This window comes from Paenarthrobacter sp. NPDC092416 (assembly GCF_044755025.1).
Lineage (GTDB): Bacteria > Actinomycetota > Actinomycetes > Actinomycetales > Micrococcaceae > Arthrobacter.
Genome location: NZ_JBIVQG010000017.1, coordinates 14305 through 36257, shown reverse-complemented (window position 1 = coordinate 36257; position 21953 = coordinate 14305). Strand labels below are relative to the sequence as shown.

The window sequence follows — 21953 nt, the reverse complement described above, 5'->3', positions numbered from 1 at the left end:
CCAAGACTAGTCAGTCCGCTGCGGCGTTCCCATACTCCACGCGGACGCTGCCGTCGTCGGGAAGCACCACCACACGTCCGGCTGCAAGGGTCCAGCCGTCGTTGAGCAGGAAGATCCGTCCGCCGCTGACCACCAGGAGCCGCAATCCTGTGTAGCGGTAGAGCGGTTCTGCCTCCGTGCCGGCCGAAACTTCGCGCACGTTCGGTGCCGTGACGGCCAGCCGAGCCTTGCTGTAGACGACGGCGGTTGGCAGCAAAGCGGACCGTTCCTGGTAGTCCAGCGCCGCGCCGCGCCCCAAGGCCTGGGCGTAGTCCGACGTGCCCCAGAAGAGGAGCAAGGTGACCAGAACGAAAATGAGCGACCTCTCAAGGCCGCGCGGAGTGATGCGAAGTGTGCGCCCAGCTGGTGGCACAGCGCGGCGCCGGACGCTCAACCCCCATGCGCCAACGACGAGTCCGGTCGCAATCAAGTAGGGCACGTATAGCAGGACACGCTCGGGTTGGGTAACAATCGCCACCCACATCACCGCCGCGTAGGCGAAGCCAAGGAGCATCACCGCCGTCGCCGTCCGGCGGATGGAGTCTCGATGGCGGGCAGTTTCCATCAGCTTTGCCACGGCCCGGTCCAGCATGAGCCAGAGGAGACCGATGACCACCAGCCACGCCAAGGGCTGGAACAGGGACTGGATGCTGCGCAGGATGAAGTCCTGCACCGTGTAGCCGAACAAGCTGACGTCCAGTCCCATGGATTTTGCCTGGGCGTCAGTGCGTGCCCACCCGAAATAGACAAGAAGCGCGGTGGCCACGGTCAGCGGCGGACCGATGACCGAGAGAACCTCGAGCGTTCGTTGCCACCGGGTGTTGATCAGGCTGCGCTGGTCCGCGCCGTCGGCTGCGACAGGATCGGCCTCATGCTCACTCACGGGGCGGCCGTCGAGGAGGCCCCATTCGAGGAGGGACCGGGCGCCGGGGTGCTCTCCGTTGGATCAGGCGTTGTTTGGCCACCGGGATCCGGCGACGGGCCGGTGGTGGAATCGTCATAGAAGAACGTCACGGTGCCGCTGATATCAACGGTGTCTGTGATGCTGATCCGGATCGAGTCCCGCCCATCGGACGCTGGCATCCGCAGGTAGCGGGTCTGGTAGTCGCCGTCTCCGGAGACGGTCTCCGGGAAGCTGACTTCGCCGTCGAACAGGATGTCCCCGATGCGGACGTAGTAGCCGTCCAAGCGGACGATCGTGCCGCCTGAACGCGGACCGGACGCACGCGTGCGGCCCGGCACCACCTTGAGCTGCTCGTCGACGACGGTCAGTCCGCTCAAGTGCCTGGGGCAGGCCTCCCCGGGCCCCGGCTCAACCCGGGGCGAGAGACCCTGGCTGCTCCGCTGCGCGGCGACCATGGCCGCAGAGGTGGCCGCGACTGTGTACTCCAGGCATTGCGTCTGCGGTATTCGTGGTGTGGCAGCGACGGCGATGGACGCCCTCTGCCAGTCCTGCTGGCTGCCGCTCTGCACGGCTTTGCAGACGGCGGCCGCGGCCAGCCAGACTGCTGCGTCATCGGCATCCTGGACACTTTGGGCCAAGGCATCGCATTGGAATTGCTGGAGAAGGAGGTAGCGCTGCCCCGAGGTGGGATCGTTGGGACCGACAGGCCCAATGGGAACCCAGCGCACCACAGGGGCCTCCGCCTGCGGAGCTCCCGGACCGGCCGGACCTGCTGGCTGCTGCGCGGTGGGTCCGCTGGTGGCTTGGGTTTGAGCAGTCGTGCTGGCTGACGACGACCCGGCGCTCGACGACGCGCCGTCACCGGCAGACGGAACACATCCGGACAGGACCGCCACCAGGACCGGGATCAGCACCAGTCCCACGTGAAGTTTTCGGGAACGGCTCTTCATGACAGCCCCACATCTGCCGGATCATGACCATGCAGTCAGTACACTGCTGATTATTCTCCCGAATGGACTTTACTGCCAGAGAAACAGGGTGCTGGGTTCCCGGTCGCACGTGGGCCGCGAAACGGCCCTACTTTCCGAAATATGGAACGATCAGGTAGATCCCAAAGAGCACGGCCAGGCCACAGATCCCAAAGCACACGTACGCCAGCGAGCGGACCAGGGCCGGCGACTTCTGCTGGGCGTCTCCGGCAATGGCCGTCAGCCGGACTCCAAGGGAGTAGAGCACTACCAGGCTCACGGCAGCCACCAGGGTCACCCCGGCGACCTGCAGCAGTTCCAACCACTTCATCGCTGCACATCCTCGTTCTTGGCGGACTTGCGGGACTTCTTTTTCTTGCGGAACCGGACAGCATGCCCGGCTTCTTCAACTTCGACGGCGTTGTGGTGCCCGACGTGCGATTTGCGGGAGGCCACAAACATGAACAGCACCGCGGCGGAACCGAGCACGGCGGCAATAACAACACCGACAACGCCCGTACCTACCAGAAGGGCGGTCAAACCACCGACAATGGCCGACGCCGGGAGCGTGAACAACCAGCCCAAGGCAATCTTGCCGGCAGTACCCCAACGGACGGACGTGCCCTTGCGGCCCAAGCCGGAACCAATCACCGAGCCGGAGGCAACCTGGGTCGTGGACAGGGCAAAACCAAGGTGCGAGGACGCCAGGATGGCCGTGGCGGTGCTGGTCTCGGCCGAGAAGCCCTGTGCTGGCTTCACCTCAGTGAGGCCGGAACCCATGGTCCGGATGATGCGCCAACCGCCCGCATACGTACCAATGGCAATGGCGAAGGCACAGGCTGCCACAACCCAGAACTGCGGACCGCTGCCCGGGGTTTGCGTCCCCGCTGCGATCAGGACCAGGGTAATGATACCCATGGTCTTCTGGGCGTCGTTCGTGCCGTGAGCCAAGGCCACGAGGCTGGAGGTGAAGATCTGGCCGGTCCGGAAGCCCCCACGCTTCTGCGTGAGCTTGTCTCCGGTTTCGGGATCGTGGCGGGAGGTCAGTGCGTAGGCGAGGCGCGTGCAGAGGTATGCGACGCCGCCGGCGATCAGCGGGGCAAAGATTGCCGGCAGGATGACCTTCTGCAGCACGGTCTCAAAGTTGATGGAGTGGAAGCCGATGCCCACCACGGCTGCGCCGATCAGGCCGCCAAAGAGCGCATGCGAGGAGCTTGACGGCAGGCCCTTGAGCCAGGTGACCATGTTCCAGAGCACAGCACCCATGAGCCCGGCGAAGATGATGTCCGGGGTGATGTGGATGCCGTCCGACCCTTCCCGGATCAGTCCCCCGGAAATGGTTTTGGCCACTTCCGTCGAAAGGAACGCACCTACGAGGTTGAGCACGGCAGCCAAGGCCACCGCCGTCTTGGGTTTGATCGCCCCCGTAGCGATAGGCGTAGCCATCGCATTGGCTGTGTCGTGAAACCCGTTAGTGAAGTCAAAGAATAGGGCCAACGCTATTACCAGCGCGACCATGAAGGTGATTTCCACCTGTTGCCCAATCTGCAGAGTCGACGTTCAGCAGTTTCACTTCCCCATACCTGCCATCCACAGCATAGTTCAGTGATTGTTCAACTGAGTGGACTTGTGGAGTTCATTCCGGCCGGCTTGAAACCTTAAGAATCCTACGTGCCAGCCACGGCACTAACAAACGTGGGCACACTCCCGGCTAGCCCAGGAAGGCCCGCACTGCCGCAAGTTCGCGTCGGGAGAGACCCCTGCGTGGATCCGGTGAGATGCAAAGCACACTGTCCTGCTGATACTCGGCCCACGAACGCGCATCCGACTCCTGGCTCAATTGGTCATCCAGCCAGACAATCCGTTCGACCCCCGTAGCAGCCAGATCCTTTTGAAGGGCGACGAGTTTCCACCATTCTGGGCCTTCGTCCCAGCCTTGGCTGGAGAGCACTGGCCAGTCCTGGCCGTTCAAGCCGATGGCCGGGCAAAGGTATTCCGGAGCCAGCCGCTCCCACGTGGTGAGCCACACGAAACGCGCGGCGGGATGCCGGGCAAGTTCGTTGAGCTCTTCAACTGCTTCCGGCGCGAAGGCGACGTCGAGGATGCCAGCGTCTGCGATGCTCCATTCGGTACCCCAATCGCTGACTCCCGAGGGGCCGAAGGGGTTCACCACGCCGTCGACGTCCAAATAAATGGACACGCGCACGATGGGTGCCATGGTCGATTCCCCTTTCGTCTCGCGCGTTCACCTGAACTTAAGGCCAGCGTACGTCACGGAACAGGCGCCCACCTTGTCACATCAGAACACGCACCCCAACAAGCGGTAAATCATTCTCTTGACGTTCGTCAAGAAACTGATAATCTCGAAGATATGGAAAAGCCCCCAGTCCATTCCCCCCAGAGCGTCCGCCACATCGAGGACACAGTCCGCACCGATTTCCGGCATGCGATGTCTTATGGCGGTTACCTGGACCTCGACAGACTGTTGAGCTCACAACACCCCCTGAGCGAACCGGAACACCACGATGAACTGCTGTTCATCATCCAGCACCAGACCAGCGAGCTCTGGCTCAAGCTGGTCCTTCATGAACTGCTGGAAGCCCGCAGGCTCCTTGACGCCGACAACCTCGGCAAGGCCCTGAAGTGCATCGCACGCGTGAAGGCCATCCAGCGAACCATGACGGAACAATGGTCGGTCCTGGGCACCCTCACTCCCCGCGAGTACGCCGAGTTCCGCGGCTTCCTGGGCAGTTCCTCCGGATTCCAGTCGTACCAGTACCGCGGCGTTGAATTCCTGCTCGGCAACAAGAACCGCGGCATGCTGCGGGTCTTTGAAAGCGACCCGGAAGCACACGCGCTCCTCAGCACACTGTTGGAAGAACCTACGCTGTACGACGCGTTCCTGGCCGTCCTGGCCCGTGCCGGCTACGACATTCCCGCCGACATCCTCGAACGCGACACCAGCGAACCTTGGACCTTCCGCCAGGAGCTGGTTCCGGTCTTCCAGAAGATTTACGAATCCGATGACACCCCGTGGGGCTTCTATGAGGCCTGCGAAGACCTGGTGGACATCGAAGACAACTTCCAGGCGTGGCGCTTCCGCCATCTGCGCACAGTCCAGCGGACCATCGGCTTCAAGGTGGGCACTGGTGGCTCGTCGGGTGTGGACTTCCTCAAGCGCGCACTCGACCTCACGTTCTTCCCTGAGCTCTACGCCGTCCGCACCGAAATCGGCAACTAAGCATCCATCCGGCCCATTGCGGGCCCCAGCCCTCCGCAGGAGAAACTATGACTACCGCCCAGCAGACCCAACGGCCAACGTCGGCCGAGTTGGACGCCGCCGATCCGCTCGCCGCCCAGCGCGATGCGTTTTACACGCCCGACGCCGGTCAACTCGCCTCATACCTTGACGGCAACTCGCTGGGACGGCCCCTCAAGGCCACGGCCACCAACCTGGCGTCTTTCGTCCACGACGCGTGGGGCAGCCGGCTCATCCGCGGATGGGACGAACAGTGGATGGACGAACCCACAGTGGTGGGAGACCGGATCGGCCAAGTGACCTTGGGGGCCGCTGCAGGCCAGGTGACGGTAGGCGACTCTACGTCCGTCATGCTGTACAAGCTCATCCGGGCTGCCGTGGACGCACAGCCAGGCCGGGACGAAATCGTGGTGGACCGGGACAACTTCCCCACCGACCGATTCATCATTGAAGGCATCGCTGCCGAAAAGGGTGCGACCATCACCTGGATCGCCTCCAACCCGGCCAGCGGAGTCCGCCCTGCAGACCTGGACGGGCTGCTCGGTGAGCGTACCGCCGTCGTAGTCCTCAGCCACGTGGCCTACCGCTCGGGATTCCTGGCCGACGCGGCTGCGATCACTGCCAAAGTCCACGAAGCAGGCGCCCTCATGCTGTGGGACCTCTGCCACTCTGTGGGATCCGTGCCCCTGGAACTGGATGCGTGGGGCGTCGACCTTGCTGTCGGCTGCACCTACAAGTACCTCAACGGTGGGCCGGGCTCCCCCGCCTTCGCCTATGTCAACGCTTCCCAGCAGGACCGCCTGCAGCAGCCGATCTGGGGTTGGATGGGTGCTGACAACCCCTTCGGAATGACGGACGCGTACCGCCCGGCCCAGGGCATGCGCCGCTTCATCACCGGCACCCCACCTGTGCTGGCCATGCAGCCGCTCAAGGACATGGTGGAACTGATTGCCGCCGTGGGCATGGATGCCGTCCGGGAGAAGTCGATCAAGCTCACCGAGTACGCGATCGCGCTCTCCGAGGAAATGCTGGTTCCTTTGGGCGCCGAGATCGTGAGTCCGCGCGACGTCACAGAACGTGGCTCGCACATCACCGTGGACCACCCGCTCTTTGCCGACGTCACGGCCAAGCTGTGGGAACGTGGCGTGATTCCCGATTTCCGTCCTCCGCACGGACTTCGCATCGGCCTGTCCCCGCTGAGCACCAGTTACGCCGAGGTTGAGCTGGGAGTAGCGGCAATCCGCGACGCCCTGGCCGAACTGCAGTGAGTGCCGTCCTTGACGACATGGACTCCCGGCCAGGGAGTACTACGTCGTTGCTGCGAACAGTTATTGGCCTGTATCTCCGGGACGCCGGTGGGTGGATGTCAGCCAAGGACATCGTCACGCTGATGGAGGCCCTGGGCACCTCCGGCACAGTGGCCCGGACGGCGCTGGGCCGGCTGCGGAAAAAGGATGTGGTGCTTCAAGAGTCGCGCAACGGAATCCCGGGCTTCACCCTGACCGAAGGCGCCACCACCATGCTCGCCCGTGGCGACCGGCGCATCTACAACCCGCGCAGCATGTCAGCCTCGGACTCCTGGTGCCTGGTCTCTTTCTCCATCCCGGAGACCGAACGCGAAAAACGCCACCAACTGCGGCGACGCCTCCACTGGATCGGTTGCGGCACGGTGGCCGCGGGTTTGTGGATCTGCCCGGATTCGCTCCGTGACGAAGTGGAGGAAATCCTCGCCGACCTGGAACTGCGGGACATGGCGACGATCTTCGTGACGGAAACACCACTGGTGGGCGGTAATCTGCGGGAAGCTGCCGCCAAATGGTGGGACCTGGACGTCATTGCCTCGTTGCACAGCGACTTCATCCAGGAGCAAGCCGCGGCCGTCCCGTCCAGAACTGATGGGTCTGTGGATGCGACGGCCGCGGCCTTTGCCACGTATGTGCGGTGCATCGACCGGTGGCGGATCATCCCATACCTGGACCCCGGGCTGCCCCAGGCATTTCTTCCGGAAGACTGGCCCGGGGCCGAGGGGACTGCGTTGTTCGCCAGGATCGTCGCCGCCTACGAAGAGCCGAGCCAGGCGTTTGTGCGGAGCACGTTGGGCGTCACGGTTTCCTGACAAGCGGTCGACCTGAAGGTGCGTTCCGGCGGGCCATTCCTCGGAGATATGGCTCGCCGAGCAACTGGATAGGGGTCTTGGCGGTTTCCCTGGAGAAGAAGGCGGCTACAGCGGCGATCCCCATGCACAGGACCGCGAAGAGGGCGACCGGTAGCCATCCGTCCGTCCCCTTCCCCAGCAGCAGGCCTGCGATCAAAGGACCGAATCCCGCAACGACCAGACCCAACTGGTTTCCCAAGGCCATCCCCGAATAGCGCACTGGAGCGGCGAACAACTCGGCGAAGTAGGACGGCCAGATGCCGTTGAAACACGAGTACAGCAACGTCATGTTGACGAAGGCCGCAGCGAACACCAGCCAGATGTTCCCCGTGGACAACGCCCAGAAGTAAGCGAAGATCGTGGCCGAGCAGCCGATGGCCGCGGTCAGGAGCAATGGCCTGCGCCCCACCCGGTCCGAAAGTTTCGCCACGAGAGGCATCACGAACATGGACAAGCCAATGGCCACGGCATTGACCGTGAGGATGGACGCCTTGTCGAAGCCGGCGGACCCGGTGGCATAGGCCAGGCCGAAGACAGTGAAGATGGTTTGCATGACAGACATGATGGACATCCCGATCACGCGCAGCACATCCGGCAACTGGAAACGCAGGACGTCGCCCAGAGGCAGCCGTGCCACGGCATGGTGTTCCTTGGCCTCTTCGAAAACCGGGGTTTCGTCCAGATGGGTCCGCACCCAGTACGCGATGGCGAGGACCACGATCGACAACCAGAACGGGATACGCCAGCCCCACGTCATGAGGGCTTCCGTGGGCAGCGCAGCAACGGGAATGAACACGAGCGTAGCCAGCACCATGCCCGATGCGTAGCCGGTCATCACGAAGCTCGTGAAGAATCCGCGGCGCCCTTCCGGGGAATGTTCAAGGGTCAGCGTGGATGCTCCGGCCGACTCAGCACCCGCTGAGAACCCCTGCGCCAATCGGCCAATGACCAGCAGCACCGGCGCCCAGACACCGATTTGCTCGTAGCTGGGCAGGAAACCAATCCCCAAAGACGCCAGGCCCATGACGCCCAAGGTGATGAGCAGGATCTTCTTCCTGCCCAGCTTGTCTCCGAAATGGCCCATGACGAGTCCGCCCACCGGGCGCGCGACATACGCGACGCCGAACGTGGCGAAAGCGCCAACCAGGCCCACCGCGGGATCATCCGAGGGGAAGAACAGGGGTCCGAAAACCAGGGCCGCTGCGGAGCCGTAGATGAAGAAGTCGTAGTACTCGAGGGTGCTTCCAAGGAAGGAAGCGAGGGCGGCTTTTCCAGGGGTTTTGCGCAGCGGTGGTAACTGCTGGGTTGTGCCTGTCATGTGATTCTCCTTGGACGACGGTGTCCGGGCCGAAGGTGGCCTGACGGAATGGTTGGGGTAGAAGCTACAGCTGGAAATCGACGGCGATGATCTGCTCGCTGTTGGGCAACGAGTACTTCTTCAGCGGCTCGTGCAGAGGGTGGGTGTTGTATACCTCGATGTCCTCGACGGTGCGGAAGTCAGCCACGATGGCGTAGTCGAACGACCGGTCTTGCTGGAGCACGTCCGGGCCATGGGTGAGCCGTAGCAGGCCTGGAATATTTCCGTCCATCCGGCCAAGGCCTTCAATCCAGGTGGCCTTGTCCGCTTCCGGGAAGTCCGGCTTGAACTTGAACAGCACGGTGTGGCGGATCATGCCACTGCCTCCACTCTGGCCCCGGTGTATTCGGCGGGCAGGCCGGCCAAGGTCCGGCCGGCCAGGTACCCCATGGTCATGATGGGACCGAGGGTCGCTCCGGCGCCCGGGTAGCCCGCGGCGAAGGCATTCTCCGTGGTGTTACCGGCAGCAAACAAGCCCTGGATAGGCCAGCCATCGACGTCCAGGACTCGCGCCAGGCCATCCGTTGCCACACCGCCGTTGCTGCCAAAGGCGCCGTTCACCACTTCCATGGCGTAGAACGGCCCGGTCTGCAGCGGACCCAACGACGGGTTGGGCCACGGGCTATCGTCGTCTCCCCAGTATTTGTCGTAGGCGCTTTCGCCCCTGCCGAAGTCCGGATCTTCGCCCTTAACAGCGAACTCGTTGAAGCGCTCAACGGTGGCCTTCAGGTTCTCCGCCGGAACCCCGATCTTCCCCGCCAGCTGCTCCAGGGTGGCCCCCTCAAGGAGATAGCCAGGCGTGGGCTGCCCTGCCCGGTGTGCCAGGACCCCGTAGCGCTCCAGGTAGCTGCGGTCGAACACCACGTGGGCCGGAGTGTTCAGAGTCTGATGATTCGGCGAGTCCCATGACTGCAGGCAACGGGCGAGGTCGTTGTAGTTCTGGGACTCGTTGGCAAAGCGCCGCCCGTGTCGGTTAACCATGAGCGAGCCCGGCCCTTGGCGCTCGAAGCGAAGCAACGTACCGATCGGTTGCCCGTCGCGGGTGTCACCTGTAATGGACATGGGCGCCCACCATGCTTCCCTGGTACCCCGGGTCTGCGCACCGATCCGTTGCGCCATCTTGAGCCCGTCCCCGGTATTCGACGGCGGTGAGCACATGATGTAAAGACGGGAAGCCAGCAAAGAATCGGCAAGGTCCTTGTCCCATTCGAACCCGCCGGTGGCCAGCACCACACCGTCGTTCGCGTGGAAAGTTTCACCTGACTCGAGCTCCACGCCCACCACCCTGCCGCCGTCGTTCAGCAAGCGGTGCCCACGGGCACCGACCACCAGCGCAGCGTCGTCGCGTACGAGGCTGGCCAGCAACATCGACACCAAGGCATGGCCCTTTGCGACCAGCCCTGCTTCCTGGCGTTGGTTCAGTTCTTCCCAAGGGAACTTGGTGAATGCACCCCAGGTTTCGTATTCCTGCATGGTGAACGGTGCCCGCCCATCGGAACGGACGTGTGGTGCCAGATCCCCGAGTGCTTCGCGGATGTTGAACAGTTCCGGCTCCACTGTCCGGCCACCTTCAACGGAACCGGGGAGGTCCTGCCGGTAGTCCGGGAAATTGTTCAGGAAGATAAAACGGACTCCGCACTCTTCCTCCGTGAACCGGATCATAGCGTCGCCGTAGTTGAGGGCGGCGGCCACCAGCTCGTCGCGGCTGCGGCCCCGGGCGACGGCGCGCACGTATTCGGCGGCAGCCTCCTTGGAGTCACTGATGCCGGCCTCGCGGGCGTGGTGGTTGTCGGCCACCCAGAGCATGCCGCCGGAAATGGCCGAGGTGCCGCCAAGCAGCGCGGTCTTTTCCAGGACAATCACGGATTTGCCGGCCCGGGCAGCCGTTGCGGCTGCTGTAAGGGCGCCTGCCCCGGAGCCTACAACCACGACGTCGTAGGTGCTTGAGGGAGTGCCGTTCAGGAATTTCATGGGGTTGCCTTTCGTGTGTGGGCACACTGGTCTTTGGGGGCGGCGTCTCCTAGACGGCCGTGTATCCGCCGTCAATGACCAGCTCCGAGCCTGTGGTGAAACGTGATTCGTCAGAAGCCAGGTACAGGACGCCGTAAGCGATCTCCTCAGGCTCGCCTTGCCGCGGGAGTGGATTTCCGCCGACGAGTTGCTGGTAATAGGCCTCCGCGCCGATGTCTGATTGCTCGGCCGAGCGTCGGCTCATCCTGGTGTTCATGGAGCCGGGATGGATGGAGTTCACGCGGACGCCGTGGGCGCCATAGGCCGCGGCGTCGGACTTGCTCAGGAGCCGCACCGCGCCCTTGGTGGCGTGGTAAAGCGGCACGTTTCGTCCACCGGTCAATCCGTGGATCGACGAGAAGTTGATGATGCTGCCTGCTTGTTTGGCGATCATGGCCGGCACGACGTGCTTAGTCATCAGCCAGACGCCTTTGACGTTGACATCAAAAATGGTGGTGAAGTCCTCCATGGTGGCCGTGTGGCTGGCGCCTGCCGGGCCGATGATGCCAGCGGCGTTGACGAGGATGTCCGGGGAGCCCAGTTCCTCGCTGATTCGGCGGACTGTTGCGGCAACGCCGGCTTCATCGGTGACGTCGACGTCGTACTCAGTGACCGAAGCGTGGCCCGCGCCGGCGGGGGTCCCTGCGCGGTCCAGGCTCGCGACCGTCGCCCCGTGCTCCGCGAGGAGGCGGACCGTTGCGCTGCCCAGGTCTCCCCTGCCTCCGGTAACGACTGCTGTTTTCCCGGCGACGCGCTGCGTTGCGTTCTCCATAACCAACTCCCTTTCGCCGCGGCGTTGCGGCTCATCAAGCATCCTGACGGCGTCGCAGGGCAGCACGGAATGGCGCCTATGCGGCCGCTGTGTGCGTTGATCGGGCGAGGTGCCCTGGGACTTTTCGTCGAACTGGATGGCCCTGGTAGACCGTCCAACCGGCGTGCCCTGCTTGGTTTCCACTCTGCCAGTGACCCTGTGAGTGGAGCCACAGAGTTACCGATGAACGGGAATCAGATCCCGCCGTTGCTTTGCCGCACAGCGCCCTTGAGCTCACCGCGCCACCCCAAGGCACGCGAAATTCCGCGGGCTGCGGTCATCAGCACGGGCACTCGGGCAGAAGGGTTCTCGTCGTTTCGCGGTACGACGATGCTGAGGGCGGCCACGACGGAGTTGGAGCGGTCGAATACGGGAACAGCAATGCCGCTGGATTCCGGAACGATGATGCCTGGCATCGAGGCGAAGCCGCGCTGCCGGATGTTTGCCAGATGACGCCGCAGCTCGGCGGGTTCAGTCAACGTCGACTCCGTGAACTTCTCCAGCGTGCGGGACAGGAACAGGTCTTGGTAAGCGGGCGCCGAGTAGGCCAGCAGCACCAGTCCTGACGATGTCCCGTGCACTGGCAGGCGGCCAGCCACCTTGGTGATGTCAACCATGGAATTGCGGGAACCGATGCGTTCGATATACAGGACCTCGTCAGAATCGAGGATCCCCAGCGTGGTGGAGTGCTGGACCACTGCCTGGACGTCCTCCATGAAGGGCAGGGCTGCTTCGCGGAGCCCCATCATCCGGGAGCTGCGGGATACGAGCTCCCACAGCTTGGTGCCAACACGGACTTCGGAGTTGGCTTCCCGTTCCAGCAGGCCCTCAGCCAACATTTCGTCCACCAGGCGATAGGTTGTGGTGACTGGCAGGCCGGAGCGGCGCGAGAGGGTGGCCACGCTCATGGTGCGGTGGACGTCGTCGAAGGCGCCCACCAATCGCACGACGCGCCGGATGACTGACTCGCCCGACGGGGAATTGGCCACATCGCCTCCTTGTTGACTCCCCCAGAATATGCGGATCTCCCGCGATCAGGATCTGTTGGGGCGGTCAGGCGCCTGCCTTCACCCGCGAGACGAACCGGAACCTGTCGCCACGGAATGTGCTGCGGGTCCACTCCACCGGTGCGCCCGCGGCGTCCCGGGCGAGCCGGTGCACCACCAGCAGCGGGGCCCCCATTTCGATGCCCAGCAGCCGGACCTCCTCCGGGCCGGCAAGGGCGGTTTCCACCGTGTCTTCGACGTCGGCGACCCGGATGTCGTAAATATCCGCCAACGCCGCATAGAGGGATCCAGCCTTGGCCAGATTGGCTTTGAAACGGGGCAGTTTTCCGGGCAGGTACGCAATTTCGTGGGCCAAGGGTTCGCCGTCTATCAGGCGGATGCGCTCCAATCGGGTTGCCGGCTCACCGTGGTCCAGGCCAAGGTGCGCTGCGACGTCGGCATCCGCCTTGACGACGGCGAGGCCCAGCATGCGGGAATCGGGGCGAAGACCCTGCGTCCGCGCATCATCCGAGAAGGAGGTCAATTGCCGGACGTGCGTCATCTTTGGTGGGGCCACGAAGGTTCCGTGACCCTGGATCCGGCCAAGCTTTCCTTCGGCCACGAGTTCACTGATCGCCTGCCGGACCGTGGTGCGCGATGTCTTGTACTTCTCAGCCAGCGCCCGCTCCGTGGGGATCAGCGTGCCTGGCTGCTCCCCGGCGATGAGTGCCAGCACCTCGGTCTTCAGGAGGTAATACTTGGGCGTCGCCGGGGCGGCATCTGTGGACATATTGGACATCCTACTTGTAGACAAGGTGATTGGTCTATGCCAATCTTGTGCAGGTTGGTCTAAACCAATTTCGGAAACACTCCGGCAAGACCCTACATTTCCACAGATTCAAGGGACAAAGATGTCGATCCTGCAAGACTTGCGACAAACCCCCAAGCTCGGCCTCCTGGTGGGCGGTGCGGCAGCAACCATTGGGGTGATTTACGGCTACGACATGTCCAACATCGCCGGTGCGCTGTTGTTCATCACCAAGCAGTTCAGCCTCACCACCTCCGAGCAGGAGCTGGTGACTACGGCCGTCGTGGCCGGTGAAGTCCTCGGTGCCCTGGTGGGCGGCTGGCTCTCCAACCGCCTCGGCCGAAAAGCCTGCATGGTGGGGCTGTCCATTGGCTACGCGCTCTTTGCACTGCTCAGTGCCATGGCCACGGACGTACCGATGCTCCTGATCGCGCGCCTGCTGCTGGGTCTGACCATCGGCATCTCGGTAGTGGTGGTTCCGGTCTTCGTCGCTGAATCCGCCCCTGCCAAAGTTCGCGGCGCTCTTCTGGTGGCCTATCAGGTTGCCACGGTCTTCGGCATCATCGTGGGCTATCTGGCGGCGTACCTGCTGGCAGGAACCGGCTCGTGGCAGTGGATGCTGGGGCTCGCTGCCGTGCCCGCGGTGATCGTCCTCGCGATCGTGATCAAGCTGCCGGACACCGCCCGTTGGTACATGATGCGCGGACGGACCGCCGATGCCCGCCGCACACTGACTGCAATCGAACCCGATACCGACGTCGAAGCCGAGCTGGCCGAAATGCAGCGGGCCATCAACGAAGAACGCGGCGGTGGGCTCCGCGAAATGCTGCGCACACCCTACCTGCGCGCAACAGTGTTCGTGGTGGGCCTGGGCTTTTTCATCCAGATCACCGGCATCAACGCCGTGGTCTACTACAGCCCCCGCATCTTCGAAGCCATGGGCTTCACGGGCAACGCCGCCCTCCTGTTGCTTCCCGCCGCCGTGCAGGTGGCCGCCCTGATCGCAGTTTTCGTCTCGTTGTCCCTGGTGGACCGTGTTGGCCGCCGTCCGGTCCTCCTGACCGGCATCGGGATGATGGTGGTGGCCAACATTCTCCTGGTTGGCGTCTTCACGGCAGGCCAGAACTTCGGCGGGTTGCTCACCGTGCTCGGCTTCCTGGGCGTCCTTCTCTTCACCGTTGGCTTCACGTTCGGCTTCGGCGCCCTCGTGTGGGTCTACGCCGGCGAGAGCTTCCCATCCCGGCTTCGTTCGCTTGGTGCCAGCGCCATGCTGACCTCGGATCTGGTGGCCAACGTCCTGGTGGCAGCCTTCTTCCTGACCATGCTTCAGCGATTGGGTGGCGCCGGCACCTTCGCAGTGTTCGGTGTTCTGGCTATTCTCGGTTTTGTGTTTGTCCGCAAGTTTGCCCCCGAGACGAAGGGACGCCAATTGGAGGAGATCCAGCAGTACTGGGAGAACGGCGGCACGTGGCCTGAACCCGGCAACGAAGTCCAGGCAACCAAGAGCGAGAATACAGAACCGGCGGCCGTCCGGTGACGCCGGCAGTGTTGGGCCTGCACGTGGGTGGCTCCAAAACCCACGCCCTCCGCTCGGATGCCGGCCAGCAGGCAGGTGTGTCAGGCGCGAACGGCGGAACGGCCGACGTCGAAATCACCGAGTCCAGCGCGAACTTATCGTCGGTGGGCCACCAGGGAGTGGACGCAGTATTTCGCAGGATCGCGGCGCAGATTGGCAGCGGCGTCAGCGCCGTCTGCGTCGGCGCGGCGGGGGCAGACACTCCAGCCAGCCGGGCGGTGCTGTCCGCCCTCCTGACGGAACATTTTCCCGGCGCCAGAATCGACGTCGTCCATGACACGCGAATCATCCTCGCCGCGGCAGGGCTCGACGCCGGTGCGGTCCTGGTGGCAGGAACCGGCTCGGTAGCGTGGGGTCGCAACCGGGACGGACAAGAGGCCCGCAGCGGCGGCTACGGCTACTTGCTGGGCGACGAAGGCGGCGGCTACTCCGTGGTGCGCGACGCCGTCCGCGAAGCACTGCGCGAGTACTACGCCGGACTGGAACCGGGCACGCTGGTCAAGGCCCTGATGGCCGCGACGGCGAGCGCCGATGCCCTGCAGCTCATGGATCTGTTCTATGCGAAGCCTGAGCCCCACCACTGGGCGGCGTTGGCACCAATCGTCTTGGATCTCGCTGCAGAAGGCGAACCGGCAGCGGTGCGGATCCAGGCCGAAGCTGCTCACTCCCTGGCCAGATTGGCCCGCCAGGTCCTGGGCGAGCTGGGACTGGATTTGCCCTTGGTGATGGCGGGCGCGCTGTTGGTCAATCAACCGCAGCTTGCAAGCGCCGTGACCCGGAAGGTTGGACCAGAGGATGCGGCGTCAGTCCGGATCCTGGAAGAGGCGCCGGTTCGCGGCGCTGTGAGCCTTGCCCGCCAGCTGATCGCTCCGTGAAGTTCGGACCCAACCTGCGTGGTTGTGCACGAGCCACGTGAGAGCCTCCCGCTCGACAGAGTCCCTCCCCTAGACAGACAGGAAACATGACCATCACTCCCAGCACGTCCACGTCCCCGAACACTCTCCACGGCCTGCGCATGGCCAGCGAAATCGCGGAGCAGCCGGCAGTTCTTGCCAATCTGCTGCAGTCGGGTCGCGCGCCCTTCCTGGCCATGGCCGAAACGATCAAAAAGGCTGCTCCCCGGTTTGTGCTCCTTGCTGCCCGCGGCACGAGTGACCACGCGGCGTTGTACGCGAAGTACCTCATTGAAATCAGCGTGGGGCTGCCGGTGGGCCTGGCCTCGCCGTCGACCCTCACCGCCTATGGCGCGACGCCCACCTTGGACGGCGTGCTGTGGCTGGCTGTCAGCCAGTCGGGCGGGTCCCCGGACCTGGTGGAGTCGACGGCGGCAGCCCGGCGCCTCGGCGCGCTCACCATTGCGGTGACGAATTCCCCGGCATCTCCGCTTGCTACGGCTGCGGAGCACCACCTGGATATTCAGGCCGGCAGTGAAACAGCGGTAGCCGCGACGAAGAGCTACACCGCCCAGCTGTTGTCGCTGTGGCTGTTGATCGACGCCTGGCGTGGCGGCACGGCGTCGGAGGCTGCCGGGCTTCCTGATTGGGCGGCTTCCGTCCTGGCCAACGACTCAGTGGCTGATGTTGCCGGCCAGTACCGCTTTGCCGACCGCATCATCACCACCGGCCGCGGCTACTCTTACCCGTCAGCGAGGGAGGGTGCGCTCAAGCTCATGGAAACCTCCTATTTGCCGGCCCAGGCTTTCTCCGGTGCTGACCTCCTGCATGGGCCGTTTGCCATGATCGACTCGCAGCATCCGGTGATCGCGGTAGTCCCTGAAGGAGTTGGCGGAACAGCCATGCGCCCCGTCCTGGACAGGCTTGCCGACCGTGGCGCCCACGTGTGCGTCGTGGGCGATCCGGCCGCTGCCTTGCCGGGTGGATTGGTACTGCCGCTGCCGGCCGGTGTCCCGGAGGAGCTCTCCCCCATCCTGCAGATCCTGCCCCTGCAGCAGCTGGCCCTGCAGCTGTCGGTGGAACGCGGCAACGACCCCGATGCTCCGCGTGGCCTGCTCAAGGTCACCGAAACCTGGTAGCAGCCGCTCGTCGTTGGGTGGCTGGTTGTGCAGACGCCTTCCAGCCACCCAACGCGTGCTCATGCGGCCCGTGATCCATGCAGCCAAGCGGAGTAGTCTGGAACCATGCCCTTCGCTTCAGGTGGTCGGTAGTCATGTCACGGGTCAGGCAGCGTTGGTTGCCGGCTGTGCTGGTCCCCCTTGCTCTGGCTGTGGCTGTATTGTTTGGCTCGGTCCAGGCTGGAGCCACTGTTTCCCTGCCACCAAAAACTGCGGATGAAATTCTTGCGATGATCGCGCGCACAGAGGTGCGTGCGTTGTCCGGCACTGTGGTGCAAACCGCGGAACTGGGGATCCCCGAGGTCCCCACCATGGGCCCGGGCGTCGTCCCGGGGTCGGCCTCTGCGCTGGAGTTCCTGACGGGTTCCCACACTGCCCGGGTTTACGTGGATGGACCTTTCAAGGCGCGGCTTCAGGTCCTTGACCGGATGGCCGAACGTGATGTGGTGGTCAACGGCGGCGACGTCTGGTTCTATAACTCGGCGGATAACAGCGCCACGCATTTGGCCGTCCCGGTTCCGTCGGCAGCGGATCTGAAGCAGGCGGTTCCGTCAAAGACTGTCCGTCCGGAGATGCCCACTCCTGAAGCCATGGCAGGCCGGTTCCTGGCAGCGATCGATCCCACCACCGAGGTCACCGTAGGTGAGGCTTCAACCGTGGCTGGCCGGAGCGCTTATCGTTTGAGCCTGCTGCCTCGCAGCTCGGAGACGCTGGTGGATTCCGTGGCGATCGACGTCGACTCCGAAACCGGGCTCCCGGTGGGTGTTGAGGTGCGGGCGAAGGGGCAGCCCGAGGCTGCTTACTCGCTCAAGTACACAGAGTTGAACCTCTCCACCCCGGATGCGGGCCTGTTTGACTTCACTCCTCCGCCGGGGGCCAGTGTTACGGAAAAGGCTGTCCCCGCCACACCTGGTACGCCCGCCACGACCGTACCGGAACCCACCATGCCGGTACCCGATGGAACTCCGCCTGACGGAACGACCCCTGACGGAACTCCGCCTGACGGAACTCTGCCTGACGGAACTACGCCGCAGGATTTGCCGCTTCTTCGGCATAACGGCCCTTCCGTTTCAGGCAGCGGCTGGGACACGGTGCTTGGCCTGCCCGCAGGATCGGCGCCGGCCGAGCTCACTACCAACCCGCAGTTCGCCCAGGCGCTTCAGCCGGTTCCCGGTGGGCGTGCCCTGACAACGTCCCTGCTGAGCGTCCTGATTCTCGACGACGGCCGCATCTACGTGGGCATGGTGCCTTTGGACCGGCTGCAGTCGGCAGCTCTCGCCTCGTGACAGACAGCGCATCGGGCGACCTCGCCATAGAGACGCATGGGCTCGTTAAGCGCTTCGGTCACCGGTCTGCGGTCGATGGCATCGATCTTTCGGTCCCACGCGGCTCTGTCTTCGGCTTCCTCGGGCCCAACGGTTCCGGCAAAACAACCACCATCCGTGTTCTGTTGGGGCTTGCCTCCGCCAACAGCGGTGAGATCCGCGTCTTGGGCCAAGAAATGCCACTGCAGCTCGCGTCAGTGCTGCCGGACGTGGGTGCCCTGGTGGAAGGCCCGGGCTTCTATCCGTTTCTCAGTGGAGCCGGCAACCTCATGCGGCTCGACTCAGCCGATCGCCACGCGTCATCGTCCACCCGTCGCCAGCGGGTCCACGACGCCTTGGACCGAGTGGGCTTGGGTCAAGCGGCCGGGAAGAAGGTGCGCGCCTATTCGCTGGGCATGAAGCAGCGCCTCGGCCTGGCCAACGCCATGCTCCGGCCACGGGAGCTGCTGGTGCTGGACGAACCGACCAACGGGCTCGATCCCCAAGGCACGCGGGAAGTCCGCAGTCTGGTCCGTTCGCTCGCTGCCGGCGGCACCACGGTTTTCGTGTCGAGCCATCTGCTGGCCGAGGTGGACCAGATGTGCACGCACGTGGGGGTCATGAGTGCTGGCCGTCTCGTTGCCCAAGGGACGCTGGACGAGCTCCGGTCTGCGGGCCAAGCGCATGTTCTGGTGCGAACGCCCGACGTCGAACGTGCTTTCCGTGTGTTGACCCGCCTGGGGTTGGTCCCTGGCGAGGTTCCCGGCGGCGGTGCGCTGCTGGGGACAGGACTCGACGGTGTGGAACCCGAGGCGATTGTTGCCGCGCTCGTGGCAGACGGGGTGCGGGTGCGCGGCTTCGCCGTCGAAAACGCAAGCTTGGAGGAACGCTTTGTGTCCCTGACGGGAGAGGGGTTCGACGTTGTCGGCTGAAACTGCCGTACCACCTGTCCGGCCCGGGGTCGGTTGGGCACTGCTGGGCTCGGAATTGTCCGTGTTGTTCCGGCGGCTGCGGACCTGGGCCATGCTCCTTGCCTTGGCAGCGGTGCCGATATTGATAGCCATCGCCGTGAAACTCTCGTCACGGCCAACGACGCCCGGCCGGGGTCCGCTCTTCCTGGACCGCATCACCCAAAACGGACTGTTCGTCGCCGTCACTGCCCTGGTGGTCTGCGTTCCACTGTTCCTTCCGCTCACGGTAGGCGTGGTGGCAGGTGACACGATCGCCGGGGAAGCAAACCTGGGCACCCTGCGGTATCTGCTGCTGGCTCCGGCGGGACGCATCCGCCTCCTCCTGGTGAAGTATGCCGGGGCCGTCACGTTTTGCTTCGCCGCGACCGCCACAGTGGCAGCGTTCGGCGCCTTGGCCGGCGTCGTACTATTCCCTGTCGGACCGGTGACGCTGTTGTCCGGGGACACGATCAGCGTGGGTGAATCGGCCGTGCGATCGTTGCTGATCGCTGCCTACATCACGGTATCCCTTCTGGGCCTCTCCGCGATCGGCCTGCTCATCTCCACGTTCACGGACGTACCAGTGGGTGCCATGGCTGCCACCATCGTGCTGTCGGTGGTCTCCCAGGTGCTGGACAACCTACCGCAGTTGGAGTGGCTGCACCCATGGCTTTTCAGCCACCACTGGCTGGGTTTCGCGGACCTGTTGCGGCAGCCCATTTCCTGGACGTCGTTTGGCGACAACGCATTGTTGCAGGCCGGCTACATCGCGGTCTGCGGCGCGCTGGCCTACGGGAAGTTCTCTACCAAGGACGTCTTGTCCTAGCTTTGCCGTAATCTCGTTCCATGGCCAGATTCTTTGACGTCCACCCTGAAGATCCCCAACCGCGCGCCATTGGCCAAGTGGTTAATATGCTGCAGAACGGCGGCCTGATCGCGTATCCCACAGACTCCTGCTATGCGCTGGGCGCCCAGATCGGCAACCGGGAGGCACTGGACCGCATCAGGACCATCCGGCATCTCGACGACAAACACCATTTCACCCTTGTCTGCAAGGACTTCGCCCAGCTGGGCCAGTTTGTCATGATCGACAACGACGTCTTCAGGAGCATCAAGGCCGTCACCCCGGGCAGCTACACCTTCATCCTTCCTGCCACCAAGGAAGTACCAAAGCGCCTGCTGCACCCCAAGAAAAAGACTGTGGGCGTGCGCATCCCGAACCACAAGGTGGTGCAAGCGCTCCTCGCTGAACTCGGGGAGCCGCTGCTCTCCAGCACCCTGCTGCTCCCGGACCAGGACGAACCACTCACCCAAGGCTGGGAGATCAAGGAACGGTTGGATCACGAAGTGGACGCCGTCATCGATTCCGGGGACACGGGCGCCGAGCCAACCACAGTCATCGACTTCTCCAGCGGCGTTGCCGAGGTAGTGCGCCGTGGGACCGGCGATCCGTCCCGGTTCGAATAGACAGCGTTTGTGCTGATGTCGCGGGCCACGCCCGCGCGTTATCGGAACTGGAAGCGGCAGCCGGCGTTCAACGCAAGCTGCGCGAGCCCGGTCATTTCCAGCACAGCGGCCGAGGGCACCGCTGACAATGGCTGTGGCGGCAGTGCCACGGAAATCGTGAGTTGCCGCTTGCCGTCAGCGCTGCTCATGGAAACACTCCCGTAGCCTGGCACCTCGCCGGACTCCCCGTGATAGGAACCGTTGGTGCACCTGTCATTCCAGTTGTCCAGGCCCAGTCCGTACTCGGAGTAGGCGCTGCCCTTCATCGCAATGAGGCTGGCTGGCGACACGAGCTCTCCGCGCAGCAAGGCGGCGTGGAACGTGTTCGTCTCTTGCACCGTGGACACCATGCCGTCCGCCGCGGAGTCCCTCAACATGGCCGGGTAGGCAACGTCCATCGGTTCGCCGTCCCCAGCGGCCGGCACCAAGTAGCCATGGACAAGATCCGCTGGCGGCGGGTCCGCGCCCACTAGGGCCGTGGCCGTCAGCGACAGCGGCTCCACGATATCGGCCTTCAGGACATCAGCGAGCGGCCTGCCGCGAAGCCGCTCCACCAGGATCCCCAGCAGCACGTAGTTCGAGCGTGAAAAGTTGAACCCTTGCTGCCCGCCCAAGGGCAAGGGAAGAGTCCTGGCAAGAGCCAACCGCTGTTGCGGACTCACCGGCGTGGTGAGAACTTGCCGGGCTGGGCCGGCGCCAATCAACGGCCCATAGTAGTCAGGGAGGCCGGACGTGTGGCCCAGGAGTTGGCGCACGGAGAGCTGGCCCGCCGGACGCAGGAGTCCGTCGATCTCAGGTACATACCGGCTGACCGGGTCATCCAATACGAGTTTGCCTTCGTCAACGAGCTTCAACACCGAAACGGCAACCATGGTTTGGGTGAGTCCCCCGACGTGGACGGGATCGCTGAGCTGGACGGCAGCGCCGCCCTCGCGGGTTCGGACGCCTGCCGCATGGGACCATTCCTGGTCCCCCACCTTGAGGTGGATCAGCACGGCCGATCCACCTTGTTGGAGCGTTTCCCGGCTGTACAGCTCAAGCATCGCAATAAGCTCCCGGAACGCGGGCGACGCCGTCGCCGGTACCTCCGTTGGGGAGGGCGCCGGAGGTGACGGAGTCACCGCCTGAGGGTTCGACGTCGACGACGTTACGTTCGGCGCGGAGGCGGTCGACGACGGGGTGGGCTGGAAGGGCCCGGGGCCGGGTTCACCGGTGCAGCCGCCCAGAAACACGCTGAGGAGCACGAGCA

Annotated in this window: 22 protein-coding genes; 10 read left to right on the top strand and 12 right to left on the bottom strand. The window is 64.2% G+C overall.

Annotation, left to right across the window (positions count from 1 at the left end; genetic code table 11):
• Window positions 1-10 precede the first annotated feature (10 nt).
• From ACIQC5_RS21780 to ACIQC5_RS21760, 5 genes are all read right to left on the bottom strand, one after another.
• A complete protein-coding gene (locus tag ACIQC5_RS21780; RefSeq protein WP_400287182.1) occupies window positions 11-922 on the bottom strand; it encodes a hypothetical protein in 912 nt (303 codons plus the stop codon).
• Window positions 919-1893, bottom strand: coding sequence for a hypothetical protein (locus tag ACIQC5_RS21775; protein WP_400287181.1), 975 nt, complete (start codon window positions 1891-1893; stop codon window positions 919-921). Before ACIQC5_RS21775 ends, ACIQC5_RS21780 begins: the two co-directional genes overlap by 4 nt.
• A gap of 127 nt (window positions 1894-2020) precedes the next feature.
• Window positions 2021-2242, bottom strand: a complete 222-nt coding sequence (locus tag ACIQC5_RS21770; RefSeq protein WP_400287180.1) for a hypothetical protein — start codon at window positions 2240-2242, stop codon at window positions 2021-2023.
• Window positions 2239-3444 (bottom strand): anion permease, encoded by a 1206-nt coding sequence (locus tag ACIQC5_RS21765; protein ID WP_400287179.1) that lies wholly within the window; start codon window positions 3442-3444, stop codon window positions 2239-2241. The genes ACIQC5_RS21770 and ACIQC5_RS21765 overlap by 4 nt, the downstream gene beginning before the upstream one ends.
• 178 nt (window positions 3445-3622) lie before the next feature.
• Window positions 3623-4129, bottom strand: a complete 507-nt coding sequence (locus tag ACIQC5_RS21760; RefSeq protein ID WP_400287178.1) for an HAD domain-containing protein — start codon at window positions 4127-4129, stop codon at window positions 3623-3625.
• Between the two features lie 153 nt (window positions 4130-4282).
• Here ACIQC5_RS21760 and kynA point away from each other — a divergent pair, with 153 nt between their 5' ends.
• Genes kynA through ACIQC5_RS21745 form a run of 3 tightly spaced genes read left to right on the top strand, consistent with a single transcriptional unit; the run spans window position 4283 to window position 7286 of the window.
• Window positions 4283-5152, top strand: a complete 870-nt coding sequence (gene kynA, locus ACIQC5_RS21755) for a tryptophan 2,3-dioxygenase (protein ID WP_400287177.1) — start codon at window positions 4283-4285, stop codon at window positions 5150-5152.
• A 47-nt stretch (window positions 5153-5199) separates the two neighbouring features.
• Window positions 5200-6438, top strand: coding sequence for a kynureninase (locus ACIQC5_RS21750; RefSeq protein WP_400287176.1), 1239 nt, complete (start codon window positions 5200-5202; stop codon window positions 6436-6438).
• The gene (locus ACIQC5_RS21745) at window positions 6435-7286 is read left to right on the top strand and encodes a PaaX family transcriptional regulator C-terminal domain-containing protein (protein ID WP_400287175.1); all 852 of its coding nucleotides are present in this window, start codon (window positions 6435-6437) and stop codon (window positions 7284-7286) included. The genes ACIQC5_RS21750 and ACIQC5_RS21745 overlap by 4 nt, the downstream gene beginning before the upstream one ends.
• Here the strand turns inward: ACIQC5_RS21745 and ACIQC5_RS21740 are convergent.
• The 6 genes from ACIQC5_RS21740 to ACIQC5_RS21715 all read right to left on the bottom strand — a co-directional run bounded on the left by ACIQC5_RS21740 (window position 7273) and on the right by ACIQC5_RS21715 (window position 13288).
• Complete coding sequence (locus ACIQC5_RS21740) at window positions 7273-8643, bottom strand: MFS transporter (protein ID WP_400287174.1); 1371 nt, start codon at window positions 8641-8643, stop codon at window positions 7273-7275. The genes ACIQC5_RS21745 and ACIQC5_RS21740 overlap by 14 nt on opposite strands.
• 64 nt (window positions 8644-8707) lie before the next feature.
• On the bottom strand, window positions 8708-8998 hold the full coding sequence (locus ACIQC5_RS21735; protein ID WP_400287173.1) for a Dabb family protein: 291 nt from the start codon (window positions 8996-8998) through the stop codon (window positions 8708-8710).
• Window positions 8995-10653, bottom strand: a complete 1659-nt coding sequence (locus tag ACIQC5_RS21730; RefSeq protein ID WP_400287172.1) for an FAD-dependent oxidoreductase — start codon at window positions 10651-10653, stop codon at window positions 8995-8997. Before ACIQC5_RS21730 ends, ACIQC5_RS21735 begins: the two co-directional genes overlap by 4 nt.
• A gap of 49 nt (window positions 10654-10702) precedes the next feature.
• Window positions 10703-11464, bottom strand: coding sequence for an SDR family NAD(P)-dependent oxidoreductase (locus tag ACIQC5_RS21725; protein ID WP_400287171.1), 762 nt, complete (start codon window positions 11462-11464; stop codon window positions 10703-10705).
• 233 nt (window positions 11465-11697) lie between these two features.
• The gene (locus ACIQC5_RS21720) at window positions 11698-12492 is read right to left on the bottom strand and encodes an IclR family transcriptional regulator (protein WP_400287170.1); all 795 of its coding nucleotides are present in this window, start codon (window positions 12490-12492) and stop codon (window positions 11698-11700) included.
• A gap of 64 nt (window positions 12493-12556) precedes the next feature.
• Window positions 12557-13288 carry a GntR family transcriptional regulator gene (locus ACIQC5_RS21715; RefSeq protein WP_400287212.1) on the bottom strand — a complete coding sequence of 244 codons (732 nt, stop codon included), beginning with the start codon at window positions 13286-13288 and terminating at the stop codon, window positions 12557-12559.
• 112 nt (window positions 13289-13400) lie between these two features.
• Between ACIQC5_RS21715 and ACIQC5_RS21710 the strand changes: the two genes are divergently transcribed.
• The 7 genes from ACIQC5_RS21710 (at window position 13401) to ACIQC5_RS21680 (ending at window position 20665) form a co-directional block, all read left to right on the top strand.
• Window positions 13401-14834, top strand: coding sequence for a sugar porter family MFS transporter (locus tag ACIQC5_RS21710; RefSeq protein WP_400287169.1), 1434 nt, complete (start codon window positions 13401-13403; stop codon window positions 14832-14834).
• Complete coding sequence (locus ACIQC5_RS21705) at window positions 14831-15748, top strand: N-acetylglucosamine kinase (protein ID WP_400287168.1); 918 nt, start codon at window positions 14831-14833, stop codon at window positions 15746-15748. The genes ACIQC5_RS21710 and ACIQC5_RS21705 overlap by 4 nt, the downstream gene beginning before the upstream one ends.
• Window positions 15749-15834: 86 nt before the next feature.
• Complete coding sequence (locus ACIQC5_RS21700) at window positions 15835-16905, top strand: SIS domain-containing protein (protein WP_400287167.1); 1071 nt, start codon at window positions 15835-15837, stop codon at window positions 16903-16905.
• Between the two features lie 269 nt (window positions 16906-17174).
• Window positions 17175-18230 (top strand): outer membrane lipoprotein carrier protein LolA, encoded by a 1056-nt coding sequence (locus tag ACIQC5_RS21695; RefSeq protein ID WP_400287166.1) that lies wholly within the window; start codon window positions 17175-17177, stop codon window positions 18228-18230.
• Entirely contained in the window at window positions 18227-19180 is a 954-nt protein-coding gene (locus ACIQC5_RS21690) for an ABC transporter ATP-binding protein (RefSeq protein WP_400287165.1), read from the top strand. Before ACIQC5_RS21695 ends, ACIQC5_RS21690 begins: the two co-directional genes overlap by 4 nt.
• Window positions 19170-20024 (top strand): ABC transporter permease, encoded by an 855-nt coding sequence (locus tag ACIQC5_RS21685; protein WP_400287164.1) that lies wholly within the window; start codon window positions 19170-19172, stop codon window positions 20022-20024. The genes ACIQC5_RS21690 and ACIQC5_RS21685 overlap by 11 nt, the downstream gene beginning before the upstream one ends.
• A 20-nt stretch (window positions 20025-20044) precedes the next feature.
• Window positions 20045-20665, top strand: a complete 621-nt coding sequence (locus ACIQC5_RS21680) for an L-threonylcarbamoyladenylate synthase (protein WP_400287163.1) — start codon at window positions 20045-20047, stop codon at window positions 20663-20665.
• A 38-nt stretch (window positions 20666-20703) separates the two neighbouring features.
• Here the strand turns inward: ACIQC5_RS21680 and ACIQC5_RS21675 are convergent, their stop codons facing one another.
• Window positions 20704-21825, bottom strand: a complete 1122-nt coding sequence (locus ACIQC5_RS21675; protein WP_400287162.1) for a serine hydrolase domain-containing protein — start codon at window positions 21823-21825, stop codon at window positions 20704-20706.
• Window positions 21826-21953 lie beyond the last annotated feature (128 nt).